The sequence below is a fragment of the Rhodobacter capsulatus genome (assembly GCF_003254295.1).
Taxonomy (GTDB): Bacteria; Pseudomonadota; Alphaproteobacteria; order Rhodobacterales; family Rhodobacteraceae; genus Rhodobacter; species Rhodobacter capsulatus.
The window spans coordinates 16,638-32,143 of the sequence record NZ_QKZO01000011.1 but is presented as its reverse complement, the minus strand read 5'-3'; the positions used below and the strand labels follow the sequence as shown (position 1 = coordinate 32,143).

Genomic DNA, 15,506 nt, shown 5'->3' with positions numbered 1-15,506 from the left:
CACCCCGGTCGCGCCACAAAGGGAGGCGAGCGGCTGGTCATCTGCGGTCGCTGCAACCTGTGTCACCGTCATATCGTCGCGCATCCGACGGGCGACCTCACAAGCAAGGCCAGGCGGCATGGCGGCGTCAACGCCGATCATGCCGCCGCCGCCCCAGATCATCGCTTCCACGTCGGCGAGGAATTCCCCCGCCGACGGAAGCTGCCATTGCGTCGGCTTGCCAGTGCTCACCCGCTCAGCCCTTGCGCGTCGCGGGCGCCTCGGCGGAACGCGCCAGCAAGGCACCGAGGTGGGTCAACGAAACCTGATCCTGTTCGCGCAGCAAGAGGCCCAGATCTGCCATCTGCCGCAAGGCCCTGTCAGGATTCGCGTTGCCCTCCGACGCGAGCAATTCGACCAGATCGTCAACATTCTCGGCCTTCCAACGTCCCCCCGTCGAGCGCTGGGGTTGGTATTCGACGCCGAGCCATTCGGCCACGGTGCAAAACATCGGCACAAGCGTGTCGGGCAACCCGACATCCGCAGGGCGCAGCTGGAACTCTCCGGCAAGGTCACGGATCCGCGGTTCAAAGTCGCCGCCCCGACCCTGCGCGACGATGGCCTCAAGCTTCGGGCGCAATTTCGGCATGAAGGCGGGAACACCGCCGGTCACCGACAGGATCGCCTCGCGGCAGTCGGGCGTGTCGAGCACCGAAAGCCCAAATTCTGCCAACCAGGCGCGCACCATGGTGCGCTCCCAGCTGCGTGCCTTGTAGAGGCCGAAGTCGCCCTCGACCGGGCCGTTCGGCAACAAAGCGGCGATGTGTTCGGGATCGCCGATGAAGACCGGCAGGATGTCGCCCCGCAAAACCCGCGGATGCTTGCGAAGCCAGATCAGCCAAGCGGGGGAAATCCGCCCCGACGCCGAAAACACGATCACATGACGCGACTGACCGCGATCAACCGCGCTACGCAGCTCGCTCTCGGTGCCGCGGAAGACATCCCCGGTGAGCCTGCCGTCCTGTGCCTGCCAATCTTTCGCAATCTCGGCCAGAAGCTTCGGCAGGTCATTGCCCCAGACCGCCGACGTGGCGACGACAAACCGCAATCCGGGTTTGCGCGGATCAAGGAGTGTCGCAAGGCTGCCATCAGAAAGCGGCGCCCTTTGCTCGCCGGAGGATGCCCGCAAACGGCGGTGATAGAGCCCCGGATCATAATCGACGCGCGGCTCCTTGGTGGCGATTTCCTCGATCTCGTTTTCAAGTTGCTCTCGATCGCCCAGCATCTGCGCCACTTGCGCCCCACGCAGCCCGTAGCGGCCCGGTGATTGCTGGATCAAGACGCCCAGATCGACCATCTCATCGAGGAAAGCACGGAAGTCATCTGGGTTGAGCCGCTCGAAATCGCGCGGCCAGAAAACGTCCACTTCACGCATCAGTTCAGCGACAGACATCGCGCCACCCGACGCATCGGCCCCTTCGAGCCGGTGCAGCGCCAACACCTTGGCGATCAACTCATAGCGGGGGTCAAGGTTGAGCGTCCACTGGAACCGCTCGCGGATTTGCGACCGGATGCCCCCGGCGGAACTGCTTTCGAACAATTGCTCCTTATTCAGCCGCCAGCGCGGCCCCGTGCCCGGCGGGCGTGGCAGATTGGCAATTCCCTCAAGCAGCGCCTTGCAGAACACCTGCACCAGCGAGGGATAATAGTTCACCCGCGTCAACAGCGCATGCACCAGATCGGGCGCGGCGTAATCGAAGCCCGCCGCCTTCATCGGCTCGATCACCAGTCGACGTGCCTGATGCCCGCTCTCGGCCGAGGTGTTGAGTGGGCCAATGCAGATCGGTTCGCCCAGATGCACCAACGGCGAATTCGGCGCCTTCGCCAGACGGCGGACGTTGTGCAAGCCCGCGAAGACCACCTTGAAGCGCCGTGCGCTCGACTCCATCATGTCCTTGAGCCGATTGAGGTTCGGGAAATTGTTTCGAACCTCTGAGGCAAGGAACATATCCGCCTCGTCGATCAGGAACAGGATGCGCCGTTCACCGCCCCGCGCCAGCCAGTCAAGAATGGCTGCGGCAATGTTCTCGGGGCTATCGGCCGTTTTCGGGACAACCTGATCGGGGATGAGAACCCGACGGATCTCTTCCCAGATCTGGGTGGCGGGCTGAACCGGGCCGCCGAATTCGTCGATCTTGAGATAATAGGCGCGGCGGCCGGTCACAGGCTGATCGAAGCGCTTGCGCACATGATGCAGCAGAGCCGATTTGCCAAGCTGGCGCCCCCCATAAACGAGGCAGCCGTTGTTCTCGACGGACTCGATCGCGGCAATCTCTTTTTCTCGTCCGAAAAACATCTCGCTCGGAATGTTGCCCGAAGACGTCGTGTAGGGCTGCAGATAGCCAAACGGGGTGGCGCAGGCGAAAATCCGCTCCATCCACGAGCTTCGGGTGGATAAGTAGAGCACCTGCGTCTCATCAATCAACAAGACCGTCTGTTTTGCCCGACGCATCGCCAGCGCGAAACCTTCGCGCCGCGCCTTGGTCATGCGGTCGAAAACAAGCAAGATGCAGGGCGCATCACGGCCAATCTTTGCAAGTTCCGACACAAGCTGCGCATCCTCGACCTCGCGGCGCGCGAGAAATATCGGATAGCTGCCCCCAGAACCGCTTCCGAACACGGGCGGCAAGAACCAATGCGTTGCCACCGGCACATCGGCGCGCATCCGCATCCAGCGCAGGTTCGGGGTGAGCGTCGTTTCCTTTTCGATCACCACCGAAGTGAATCCGAGCCGCTCGATAAAGCGCTGAAGCGCCCCGCTGAGATCGGCGCGGTTCGAGCGCATCGAGTTTCCGACCTGGCGCCAGTTTTCCAAGAGATCCTTGGACCGTGCCCTGTTGTTTTCTTCAAGTGCGGAATAGTCGAGCGGATCGATTCGCGCGCCCGCCTCGATCGCCTGCATGATCGCGCCCATCTCGATCGAAGCCGCCGTCACATCAGTGACGAAACCGGGATAGAAGGTCGCAAAGTGGTCTTCAGATTCCTCGCGTTGCGCCAAAAGGCTCTGCCCATCCTGCAACCGGATCAGGGTATCCTCGACCGTGATCAGATCGCTATCGGCGAGTTCCGCCATCACCTCGCGTGCCTCGCGGGCAAGATCGGCCCGCCGATCAGCATCAAAACGGCTGGCAAGCGCCTCCAATCGCGCCTTCTGCTCGCCCATGATCCGCGTGCGAACGTCATCACGCAGGACACGAGCTTGATCAAGCAACGGCCAAAGCTGCGGGAAATCGGGCGGCACGTCAGGCGATCGCACATCATCATGCATCGGCAGACACAACTCTCCACTGCGGCCCGCGATCGCCTCGGAGATCACCTGCAGCCGATCCAGCCATATCTGGATCTTTTGCGATTCCTGCAAATCGATGCTCTGCAAGGGCTCCAACTCGTGGCGCAAAGCCATCATCATGTCCTTGGCCCGCTGTTCAGCGGCAACCCGGGCCTCTTCGATGCGCTGGCGCAATCGTTCAATCTGCTCGGCGGGCAGGACCTGATCGCGCTCTAGGTTCGCAAGCAGCGAACGGGCGGGAAGGATCGCCGCATCCTCGATGTGCCACTCCAACGCCTCGATTTCGGTTTTCGCGACCCGAGCAGGCAGCCGCAGCGTGTCAAACAGGACCGCGCGACGTTCCCTCACCTCGGCATCAAACCTCTCGCCGTCGCGTTCGAAGGGCTGGCACGGCCCGCGCAAGCGCGTCAAGGGCCAATCAAGAGCCTCAAGAACACGCAGCCGCGACCCGCTGCTTTGCTTCCCCTCGACGGCAGCAATCAAATCCTCGATCGCGGCATCCAGACGACGCTGCACGGCCGAGTCAAGACCGTCCTCCTGCGAGCTCCAGGACCGCACCGAAGTGAGTTCCTTGCGCAGATTGTTCACGACCCGGCGCAACTCCTCCCTGCGACGGTCGTCAGAGCAGGCATCAACGCGCGCGGCCTCCTGCCAGCGCAACAGAAGGCACGCCCCTTCCTGCAATCGACGCCAGATCCAGTCGAAGGCCATGCCGCGGATGCGATCTCGGCGTGGACGATCCAGCGCGCGTTCCTCCTCCTCCACCAAAGCCTCCGCCGTCGCGCGGCTTTCAGCCAGCGAGGACAGAAAATCGAGTTCCTCCTCGACCTTCGCAAGATCCTGTGTCAACGCCGCCTCGAGAAGGCGGCCAAGGGTATGATCGGGCGCCAGAAGATTGTGCAAGACCACGCTCGAAGGGGCGTGCATCGTCTGTGCAGCACGTGCCCTCGGCAACCAATCCCGGATTTCGGACGAAATCTGCGGCAGGCGACGCGTCTGTTCTGCGCCAACCAGATCATTCAGGTCTGCAAGACCCGGCTGCAGATCATGGCGTAGCCCTGCAAGCGTATTGGCGAGGCTGGCATAGCCCGAGAGCCCCCCTGCCATCGAAAGATTGGCCAGATGTTCGCGCGCGTTGGTATCACGTGCCATCAGGGCGGGGCGCAACAGCGCTGCGAAAGCTATCGAGCGTGCCCGCAATTCGGCGGCGGCTCCCTGTTCCTCGGTGCTGTCGACGGCGGACATCGCATCCGCCAAAATCTCGCCCATCACCTGCATCGAGTGATCATACGGGCCGGTGATCATCGGCGCGGCCGCCAGCGCCTTCAACAACGGCGCAGGTATCGGCGTCTCAAATCCCGACTCGCTCGCAAGCGATGTCAGATGCCAAGCAAGCGCCGTTTCACCATCATTGAGATAATCGGTGATCAAGCTCTCCAGCGATTTCGAAGCAGTCCAGACAGCCGGCAGATCATCTGTATCAATCTCGGCCTCTTGACACGGCTGCGCTTCGATCTGCAGTTCGGCACGGAACTCTTCGAGCGGCACGGAAATAACGGTGTCGAAATTGCCTTCGTTTTCGATTTCTTCATTCAAGGCGGCGCTGACGGTAACGTCTTCCTTGACCGCCGCGACACCTTCATCCGGCATTTCGGTCATCTGCGCGACCTGCGCCGCATCTGACATCAGTGGCACCTCGGTCAGCTCTTCCGCAGTCTCGCCCATCGGTCCGTCGAAAGCTTCGGAGGAGGCCACCGTGTCGTTCATAGTCGGAACAACCGGGATCAAGGCAGGCTTTTGCCCGATCACATCCTCCGCAGAAATACACGCCGGCGTACCCGCGAGGGAGATTGCGGCCTCTAGCGCGCTCTCGACGGCCGTCGCAAATATTCGACGAAGTTCAGTCACAGCCGCATCAGCACGGTCGACCTCATCCATTGCAGCACGCAACTCCGCTCGTCCTGCGCTTCGATCATTTCGCAGGGCGTCTTCTTTGTCCTGCACTGCGCGCAGTTCATCCTCCGCGTCGTGAAGGTCATGCAACGCTTCGAGAGGCGTCGCACACACTTCTCCCAAACGATCGACGATATCGGAATCCTCGCAGGCGGCAACAATCGCAGACAATTGCGCCCCTGCTTCACAGGTGTGGAGGTCGCCGATTGCCTGCAACAACGCCTCTCGCTTCGCACGCAGGACTTTCGCCGCCGTTTGCGCATGCGATTGACGGTCCTCTCGGCAGGCCTCTACCAGTGTCCTTGCGAGGGCAAGAAGTTCTTCCGCCCGATCGGTCTCGCGCGTTGCCAGGGCACCAAGTTCCTCGTTAACGTCGTGGAGCAACTCGGACCAGTCAATGCAGCCAGTCTCCTCTTCCTCACAGTAGTCGTCCGAAATTGGCGTAATTGCGGAGAGGTCCTCTCCTCCAACGCACATCCGGCAGAACAAATCAGACAATTCTCGTTCGATTGGTGAAAGGAAAACGGCCTTGGCCTCGTTCATCGGTGCATTCGCCAAATCCCAATCAGGCGCATTCACTCTGAACCATTGGGTCAGTCGCACTGCCAAGGATCGGCTCTTGTCCTTGGGCCGGGATGTGCGCCAATAAGCACGATTTAAGCGCGAACAATACTCATCATCTTCGCGCAATCGCTGCAGCAAGGCCTCATAGAACACGTTATCATCGAAAAGATGATTTCGATCAATGAAATCGAAAAGCTTCGAGAACCTCCGGCGATCACTCCGGGCAACCGGGAAAATCTTCGCAAAAATTTCAGGAGTCAGCTCAATCACATCCGCGGCGTCAGTTTTCTCGTCCAGTTCCAGCATTTCGGCAATCCGCTCTTTGGACAGGTCAGTGTCACGTCAATTGTTTGACCATACAATCATGGAGATAGTCGGCAAGCCCCGATCTTCGGTGCGGCCATCTTTCCAAGCGCGAGGATGTCCCAATTTGTCACCCTGCACGTACCGCGCTATGGTCGTGTCTCGAGAATCACCGGCTCATCGCCAGCATGAACGTTGAGATCGATTTGGTGCAACTTTGCCGCCTGCAGTTCCGGCGGCGCGCGGAAATCGTGGCGCAGGTCACGGCCCTCGGCGCGCATACCGCCGAAGCCTTGATCAAACAGCAGCCGATAGCGTCGCCCGTCGCTAAGGGTGAAAGCCAGTTCCCGGCGATGCGGCAGATCGTTCTTCTGCGCCGCCATCCGCAACTTCGCCTTGGGCAATAGCGCAGCCAAGGTCTGCTGCCGAGCCCGATCATCGTCGTAACCTTCGAAGATTTTTGAGGGATCTCTCAAACCGCGACGCTCACCGTTCGGTGCAAGATCGATATGAACCGCAGCGCCCCCCAGACCGGGCGTCGCCTTGATCGTCTCGGCCAGAAGGCAAAGCGTGATCGGGGTCAACAGATAGCGGTCGGAATAGCTGACCTCGGTCACACCAACTGCCTTCATCGCGCCGACTTCCAGCAGAGCGGTCTTGCCGATCCAGCCCCAAAACCGGCGCCCGAAACCTGCGACCGGGCCGTCAAGATCGCCCTCGGGGGTGAGCACCCGACCATTGCCGGTGCCGAATTCGAAGAGTTTTTCAATCGAGAGCGAGGAAAGCAGCGCCGGCGGCTCCATTGGCCCGATCAGGACTGTTCCCTGCCCGCCCATCGCCCAGCACTCATTCGTCTGCGCCTCTTCGGCGGCATGAACCGCGACGCCACGCCACCCGCCGGCAGCATCGGCCAGCATCGAAACGACCGGCAGCCCCCCAACATGCGGTGCGTTCTCGACGGCTGATATCCGCGCATGTTGCGCGATCCGGTGCAGCGCCAGCTTGATCGAAAGATCGAACCCCGCATGGGTCAATGCGCCGCTCGGCAGCCGCAACTCGACAGCAATTCCCGCCGAGGCCAGCATTGCCAGCGATGCCCGCATCGGCCAGCCCTGAAAATCCCATGTGTCGGGCATCCCATGCAGGCAGAGAACGACTTTTGCCAGAGTGCCGCCACGACGAAGTCGATCGATCGCGGGAACCAGCGCACCGCCAAGCGATCGGGTCTGCGGGCCGAACACCCGCAACGCCTCGGGTATCTGCAGCCGCAAGACGAGCGCCTCAGCAAGCCTGCGCGCGCCGCGTCGGTCCAGCCGGATGTCGCGCAGGCTCAGATCGGGTTGCAAGATGCACGAGGGGCAGCCATGCGCACACTCCTCGGGGCAAGCCAGACGTTGCGCCGCCTCCGCCAGCACCGATGAGAACAGATCCACCTCCTGCAGACGCGCCACGAGACCAGCACCACCGGCCGCGCGATCAATGAGCCAGGCCGAGACCTGTCGCGTCGCATCGGCTCCGACCGAGGGCCCGCTGGTCAGACCGATCTCGGGGATCTCGACCCCCAGCCGCGCGCAAAGCACCTCGCGCAACGCAGCCGCGAGCGCCAGTGCCTGCGCCTCGGTCGCGGGGGGCGGAAGTTGCAATTCGAACACATCCGTATGGCTGGTCTGCGCCAGATGCACATGCTTTTGCAGCCGGTTCGGCAGGGTGTAGCCGCCCGGACAATGACCATCCGACGTCAATTTGGTCGCCCGCCCGCGCGCCAGCGGGTAATGCCGGACCATGCTTTCGGGCACAGGGGCCGCGACGCCTTGAACACCTTCCTCCATCGGCGCTGCGCGACCACATTCAAGGCAGATCGCGAAACCGCCCCCCAACCGACCGCTCGCGCGCGTCACCACCAAGCCTGCGGGATCATACCGATAGCGCCCCGCCGCCGGATCGGGCAAGGCGACCCAGTCGCCGCCCTGCGCCGAAACGCGCGGCGCGACAAAGGGGCTGAAGGCGAGGGATTCATAGCCGGTATGCGGCGGCTTGGCCGTCAGAAACCCTGCCGGGCGCAGGATCCTGCGCAGGTCGCTCACAATCGAGCCGCAGTCGGGGCAGGTGTCGGGCCGCCCCAGCGCCGAAACGCCGAAAGCATGGCAGTTGCCGCAGTCCCACATCTCCTGAAAATCTTCGAGTTTCGAGCTATCCTGCTCGCCCCCCCACGCGGGTCTCACCCCCTCGCTTTGATAGACGAGACCATCGATCACCACCTCTGACCCCGGGGCATATTCGCGGATCGCCTGATGCAATTCGCGCGAGGCACCGCCGCGGGCATTGAAACTGATCTCGGTATCGACATCGGAGCGACCAGAAACCAGCGGATCGAAACTGACGACATCGGTGGCAAAGCCATAGGCCGGAGTGAAGCCACGCCGCGCAAGATCGCCCAGCAGGAATTCACCGGCCATGCGCCGAGCACGGAATTCGAAGGCTTTGGCGGTGTCTTCATCGGCACCAAGGCTGCGATCGAGAAGGGCGGCATATTCCTGTCGCCAACTCACCGTCAGGCGCTCCATCGCGGCGGAGGTCTGTGCCACCAGCGTGGCGGGCGTCACCGCCTCGAGCGCGGTTCCTCGCACCAGATCGCGCAGAGACGCTGCAAGCGCCGCTCCCCTGCCCCACTCTCCGGCAAGAGCGCGCAAGAACTGATCGACGGGCGCCTCGGTGGGCGTCGCGTTCTCGATGGAGCCCGGCAAACCAAGGAACGACCCGGTGTTGGCCTTGATCTTCATCCCGCCATCTTCGGCCAGCCACCGCCCGATCAGCGCGGCATTGACATGCCGCTGCACGAGCGGCGCGCTGTCAAACCAGACCTTCGGCGCTGCGATCTTGCGGGTCAGGAAGGCGGCCGGGTTCAGGAAGGCCTGGCGATCGAGCGGCAGATCGCGACAAAAGGTCAATCCAAAGGCCCAGGGTTCGCGCCGCCGCCCGGCGCGCCCGACGCGCTGGCGATAGTTCGAGAGCGCGGGCGGCACGTTGGCATTGACCACCAGCGGCACCGCAGCCAGATCGACACCCATCTCCATCGTCGTCGAACAATTCAGCAGGTTGATTTCACCGGCATTGAACCGGTCTTCGTAGTCTTTCAGCTCAATTCGTTTTATCTGCGCCGAATGCTCCTGCGCGCGCAGAAACGCCGGATAGGCGGCAACGCGATCGGTCATATCGCTCCAAAGCCCGCGGCGACGCAATTCAGCCACCTCCGGGTCGGTCTCGCACCAATGCGACAGGGCTCGCCGCTCGTCGGTCGTCACCCCGACCGCCCGGGCCACAGGCAGACGCGGAAAGATCACCTTGTCCATCTTGCGCTTGCAGTCGAACGGGCTTCGCCCGGCCACCGAATAGCCGAAGGGGCGCCGCGTCACCGGGCAAAGCCAGGCCGCGTCGAGGCGCGTGACGGCGGCTTTCGCAAAATCAAGCTGGTAGGCCCCGGGCGCGGCACTGACCAGAACCGTGCGCTTGAGCAAGTTCCACAGTTTTTCAAGCACCTCTCCCGCGAGGTCCTGATGTTGCGGATTGGCGGGGTCACCAGCGATCAGGTCATAGACCATGGATTGCAGCCGCATCGGACGGCTTTTCCAGACCGGGCCGGGCCAGCTACGGGTGTTGTTCGGGCGGTCCTCGAAGCGCAACTCGGGCGCGGCGATCATGTTGAGCTTGCCAAAGCGCGGCGAGACGATTGGCACCATCCAGTCGGGAATACGCGAAGCCAGTGCATCCCGAAACACGAAGTCGATCGCGGCGCGGGCAAGCCCGAGCCAGCCCGCAGCATCGACACCGGCGCGCGCCAGTGCCCCCGGCACCGGATCATTCAGCGCCGCGGCATCGAGCTCGGGAAACACGAGTTGCACAAGGCCCATCGTTTCGGGGTTGTTTTGGACCTTCGGACGGCGGAAGAGTTCGCGCAACAAGAACATCTGCGCCAGATCCGCAGGGTTGTCGCCCATCCGCCCGCCAAGCTTGCGCCGACGCCAGACCTCTCCAGCGAAATTGCGCAGCTCGGGATGCGCGGCAAAGCGGGCAACCAGATCGGCCCAACGCACCACCGCCCCGGCATCGCCCGTCATCTCGGCGCGCTTGCCTTCGGCATCGGCGATCTCGCGTGCGAACATCTCGGCATCGACAGCTTTCAGCTTGGCGATCTTCGCATCGAGTTCGGCCAGCTGGTGCGGATCGGCCGCGGCCCCACCCTCCTGCACCGCATGATAAAGGAAGGCGCGCGTCAGGCTGCGCTCGGCCTCCTGTTGCAGCTTCGCCGCCAACCGTGCCACACCCTGACGGCTGTCGGAAAAGCTGATCGCGCGCCGACCGCCCGAAGGCAGACCCGGACGATCCTCGGGCGCGGCCAGGTCCTCAAGTGCCTGCGGCAAGGCATTACCCATGAAGAACGCTGGCCCGAAGCGCATTTCTTGCAGACGCGCTTCGTCGGCCTGATCGCAACATGCGCGTGTTGCGGGCTCTTCGACCAGCGCCACCGGCCATGACGTCGTGCCTTCAGGCGGCGCGTTGTCGAAGATGAGCCCGGTCGTCTTTTCCAGATGGACGCGCCGCCCCTTGCCCTGCGGACCGGCCAGAAGCACCATCGATGCCGCGCCCTCGGCCACATCTTCTTCGGGTTCGGCGTCAAGCGCGAAGTCATCTCCCTCGACCGGATCGGGGGTTTCGAGGCGGGCTTGAGCGCCAGAGATGAGCCGCGCCTGCAGATGCACCGCGCCGCAGCCGCCACAAGCTACCACCTCGAAAACAGGCGCTCCGCAGCGACACAGCGGCCGCGGAGCAGTGTAAACCGCGCCGAAGCTCCAGCCGCTTTCGGGGGCGATCAGCTCTGCATCGCGATGCGGGCAGGCCGGATCGACACAGGCATAAACCCCGCCTTGCGCGCGATGGAACAGATGCGCTCGCCACGCCAAGAGCGCGCGACCGTTGCCCTCGGCCCGCGCCACGGCATCAAGCACCTGCTGTGCCGCTTCAGTGCGACCCTGATCGGCAAAGAGCACCCCCGCTATCTGTGTCAAGCTGCACGGGTCGGCTTTCAACTCCCGATGCAGCGCCTGAATCCGTGGATGCGGTGAAAGTGCGGACCAAAGCTCTGACGGCGTCATCGCGGCAAGGGCAGCGGGGTCAAGCGGCCCATCCGGACCCGGCATCGGCAGTTGCGGGTCTTCTTCGACCCCCTCGATCACGGCGACCCGGTCGCGGCCAACCCCGGCCAGAGCCGCGGTGAAATCGGTCAGCTTTTCAAGCGCGTTCTCCTCTCCCCCGATCGTCGCCGAGGTGGCCATCAACCGCACATCCTCTGGCGCGACACCGAAAGCCGCCCGGACCCGGCGCAACAGCAGCGCCATCTCGGCGGCCTGCGAGCCGACATAGGAATGAGCCTCGTCCAGGACGATCCAGCGCAAGGCCCCCTGCGAGGCCTCGAGGATTGCCCGATCCTGCGCGCGCAACAGCAGGTATTCCAGCATCGTGATGTTGGTCACCAGAATGTCGGGCGGATTGTCCCGGATATCCTTGCGGTTTTTCAGTTCGACGCGCGTCGAGGGGTGTCCTGCCTTGAAGGCCGTCTCGGGCGTGTCGCCATTGTAAAGGGCGAATTTCACCCGCCCGTCCAGACCTTCGGCCCAGTCCGAGAGCCGCTCACGCTGGCTCTCGATCAGCGCGTTGAGCGGATAGAGCAGGATCGCCTGCACCCCGGCCCCCACCCGAACGCGCTTGAGAATGTCATTGAGCAAGGGGATCAGGAAGCATTCGGTCTTGCCCGAACCAGTCCCCGAAGTCACCAGAACGGATTTTTGCGCCTCGAGTGCCGCGCGCCAGGCTTCCAACTGATGGAAATAGGGCGGACGTTCCTTCGGCAGGCGATATTTCTGTCCTGCACTCAAAGCCTCGACCAACTGCGGCTCGAGCAAGGTGCCCGAAAGATCGCCCAGGGTCTTGTCGCCCGGTTTCCAAGCCTTTGCCGCCTCAAATACCGGCGCCGCGAGAAGTGCCTCGGGGTGCCCGGGTGCCGCAGCGAGGCGACGCAACAGCACCGAATTCAGCGCCGTATTCGACGTGCGGGCCCTGGCGACGACGGCGGAGGCAGAGCGACGGGCCATGCGCGACAGGGCGTGATCGAGATTGGAGTTGGTCAGGGTCATTTCCGCTGTCCTGGATTTGAGAGCGCAATCTGAATCGCCAACGGCAATGCGGTGTCGAACCAGTCCGGATCGACGAGGCGCAGCGCCAGAAGTTCGAGAATGTCGGCAGGCACCGGGTGCTTCGCAAGCCCCGCGGCCACCTCTGCGACGATCAGAGGCGCTTCGAGCGCCGGTAAAACCTTGCGACTGAAGCCCTTGGGCGCAACCAACTGTTTCGGATGCAACCCGCCGCTGCCTTGCGGCATCACCGGCGAGCGGGCGACCAGTCCCGCAGCACTCACCGTCAAAAGCGCGGGCGCATTCATCACCCGAAGCGAAATCACCTTGCCATCAGGCCCGATCACCTCATGCGCCAATCCCAGCCCGCCAAGCGCCTGCGCCACGTGCCCGCTCAATTCCCGCCGCAGCGAGACGACGTGGCCCAGCTGCTGCCGCAGTCGGGTCAAGAACATTTCTTTCGCCTCGGCGGCCGAAAATCCTGCGGCCTCAAGCTTGGGCATGAGCAGATCGCGCAGATGCAACACCGCCGATCTCCAGGCGGAAACGGGTGTGAGGGGCCACCACAGTGGCGCTTCGGTTTCCAGATCGAGGATTTCTGCCGGGGTATTCGTGCGCAACAGCAGCGCAACGGCGCATTCGGGCACCGCTCCCAGCGCCTGGACCTGATCGAGCGCGCCACAATCTCCCCCCGCGCGGCCAAGCCGGATCAGCGCCTCGATCTCCCCCCATCCCGGATCTGTCGGCCGACGCATGAGACCCTGTATTTGCGCCAGATAGGTTTCGATGCGGGCCTCGCGGGTCGATCGCGGTAAGGGATCGCTCGACCAGGGGAATGGCCGCATCACCCCGCGCGCGGATTGCCCCTGCACGAACCAGATCCCGGACACATCCGACAACCAGCCCGAGAGATCGAGCGGCCCCTCCACCTCTTTCACCCGCAATTCATGGGGCGGCGCCACGGTCAGCGCCGTCAGACGACACGGCTCGGCGCCAAGGTCCGGCGCATCGCCGCGCGGCAATTCCCAGTCATAGCGCCCGATCTCGAGCCGGTTGGTTTCCACCCCGGCAACAAGCCGCAAATTGACCTTGCCATCGGCCCCGGTCATCGCAAGGGCCTGACCCAGCAACGCGCCGTAGCTGGCCAGACGGATCTGCCCCGCTTCAGCGAAGCCGATCGCGTGCGCGGCCTTCGCGATACGCAGTTGCACCGCCGCCCCTTGCTCGGGCAGCACCCCACGCCAACCATGGATCGATCGCAGCGCCAAGACCCGGTTCGACCGCAAACGCTCCCCCTCGGGCGAGATCAGCAGCGGCGCACGCGCAGGCCAGGCTCGAACCAGATCGAGCGAAAGGCCGGAGGCGGTGTCATGCAGGGTCAGCACGATATCACCGGGATCGCGCGCGCCGACGTCAAGCCGGGCCTCGGTTCCGAACGGCGTTTGCACGCCCGCTGCGGCAAGGCTCATCCGCCACCCGACCGGCAACCCCTTGGCCCGCGCTTCAACCACCCCGGGGGCGATTTCCCCCGCATCGATCTGCAGATCGGCCGGCAGAACGACACAACGCAGCGCCGCGCACAAGTCTCCCCCGAGATGCCATTGCACGATCCGCCCGCCAAGCACGCGCCGCATCGGGGTTTCGCGGATTTGCCCCTGAAGATCGCGCAAAGGAAGCCCCAGATCCGCCCCAAGGTAACGCATCCTGCCTTGATAAACCGGCAGTCTGCCCAGCGCCCGCCACCCCCGGAAAATCTCGCCGAAAGGCAGGATCTGCAACGATTGCGCATCAGTTTCGGCACCGGTTGCGATGCTCGTCCTGTGAGGACCGAACCTGATCTCACCAACACCGGAAAGCTCCCAGAGCCGCCCGCCGGGAGCTGACGCGGCCCCGAGGATCGTTACCCCCGCGTCCGGTTCCCCCGTCACGCCCTCAGGAGCCAAGACCCAGATCCGGTCCGAGCGTGTTCGCGGCTGTGCCGCGGGCTTCAAGCCGCCCTCCTCGCCCGAAACCCAAAAGCTGAGGATCTCTTCAGGCTCGGGCAGACCAGCCTCCAGCACGACATCGCACAGCGCCCTTCCGTCAAGGTTGGCGGTAAAGATTGCCGGTTCGACAAGTGGCATAACTGTGAAGTTGCGACCGACCGGATCCAGTCGCCAGCCGCCAGCTTCGGGATGCGCGCGCAGGATCAACCCCTGTTCCGAGGTCAGGCGCAGGATCTGCCCCCGAGCCGCAGCGGGTATCAGCGCATCGGGCAGGACCCCTCCGGTGGCCTTGATGATCCCGAGCCAGCCCGCCCCATCGGCGCGGGGCCGCAGCGCCCGCAACAGCGGCGGCCCGTTGCTTTCGGAACGCGTGCTTTCGCGCCGCAATGCCGGACGCAAGATCGCCGCCCGCGCGGCCTCCGACAATCGGATCGGGAAGCGATCCGCCCAGCCGGGCACGGCGCGATCAAGCCAAGTCTCGATCGCAGCCTCGTCGATTTCGGGCGGCAGGGCGCGGCGCAGTTCGACGATCGCCAATGCAAGTTCAGCCAGAAGCAAGCTCGAGTCAGCGTGACCGAAGACCTCCGGCAGCCGGTTCAGGGTGCGATCGGCGATGAGCCGAGCCGTTTCAGGATCGGCATTGCCGTGGCGCTCCAATTCCTCCACCGCCGCCAGAACCGCCTTTTGATAGCCGCTTTCGCGGCTCAGGAGTGCGTCGGGAAGCCCCCCCTCTGCCAAGAGCGATTGCAGGTAAAGCGCCGCATTGTCCGACGCGCGACGACGCAACGGCCGCCCCCAGGCTTTCAGCCCCAGCCCCGTGAGAGCGTGTGCCAGCTTAATGTCAACCGATACCCCAAGCCCCCCGAAAACGAGCTCCCAGGAAAGCACACCGCGGGCATAGGTCCGGTTGATATGCTCGGCAGCCCAAAGCACAAACCATTTTGCCGTGCTTTCGAGAACCTGCCCGGAAGAGACCCGAACAAAGAGATTTCGCCTCAGTTCGGCCTTTTCTACGTCGGAGACCCGCCAACCGTGCAGCGGGCGGCCATCGGCTCCCTCCAGTCCGCGTGACGCAAAGAAACGCTCGTCATATGTCATGTTCGCCCCGATGACCAAAGGGAAACAAAAGGAATGCTCAGGTCGTTGACAGGTCTGCCCCATTTCAGGGCAAAGATTGTAAGCCCTTAA

3 protein-coding genes are annotated in these 15,506 nt (G+C 63.5%); all 3 read right to left on the bottom strand.

What is annotated here, in order from left to right; all coding sequences use genetic code 11:
• Positions 1 to 235: 235 nt before the first annotated feature.
• Positions 236 to 6,151, bottom strand: a complete 5,916-nt coding sequence (locus LY44_RS14785) for an ATP-binding protein (RefSeq protein ID WP_146707259.1) — start codon at positions 6,149 to 6,151, stop codon at positions 236 to 238.
• A gap of 146 nt (positions 6,152 to 6,297) precedes the next feature.
• Positions 6,298 to 12,336, bottom strand: a complete 6,039-nt coding sequence (locus LY44_RS14775; RefSeq protein ID WP_055210831.1) for a DEAD/DEAH box helicase — start codon at positions 12,334 to 12,336, stop codon at positions 6,298 to 6,300.
• A complete protein-coding gene (locus LY44_RS14770) occupies positions 12,333 to 15,479 on the bottom strand; it encodes a hypothetical protein (RefSeq protein ID WP_146707258.1) in 3,147 nt (1,048 codons plus the stop codon). The genes LY44_RS14775 and LY44_RS14770 overlap by 4 nt, the downstream gene beginning before the upstream one ends.
• Between the last annotated feature and the right edge of the window lie 27 nt (positions 15,480 to 15,506).

What these genes read in the sequence shown, in the direction of transcription:
- LY44_RS14785 (WP_146707259.1), bottom strand. Translation starts at nt 6,151, where the DNA reads ATGCTGGAACTGGACGAGAAAACTGACGCCGCGGATGTGATTGAGCTG.
- LY44_RS14775 (WP_055210831.1), bottom strand. Translation starts at nt 12,336, where the DNA reads ATGACCCTGACCAACTCCAATCTCGATCACGCCCTGTCGCGCATGGCC.
- LY44_RS14770 (WP_146707258.1), bottom strand. Translation starts at nt 15,479, where the DNA reads ATGGGGCAGACCTGTCAACGACCTGAGCATTCCTTTTGTTTCCCTTTG.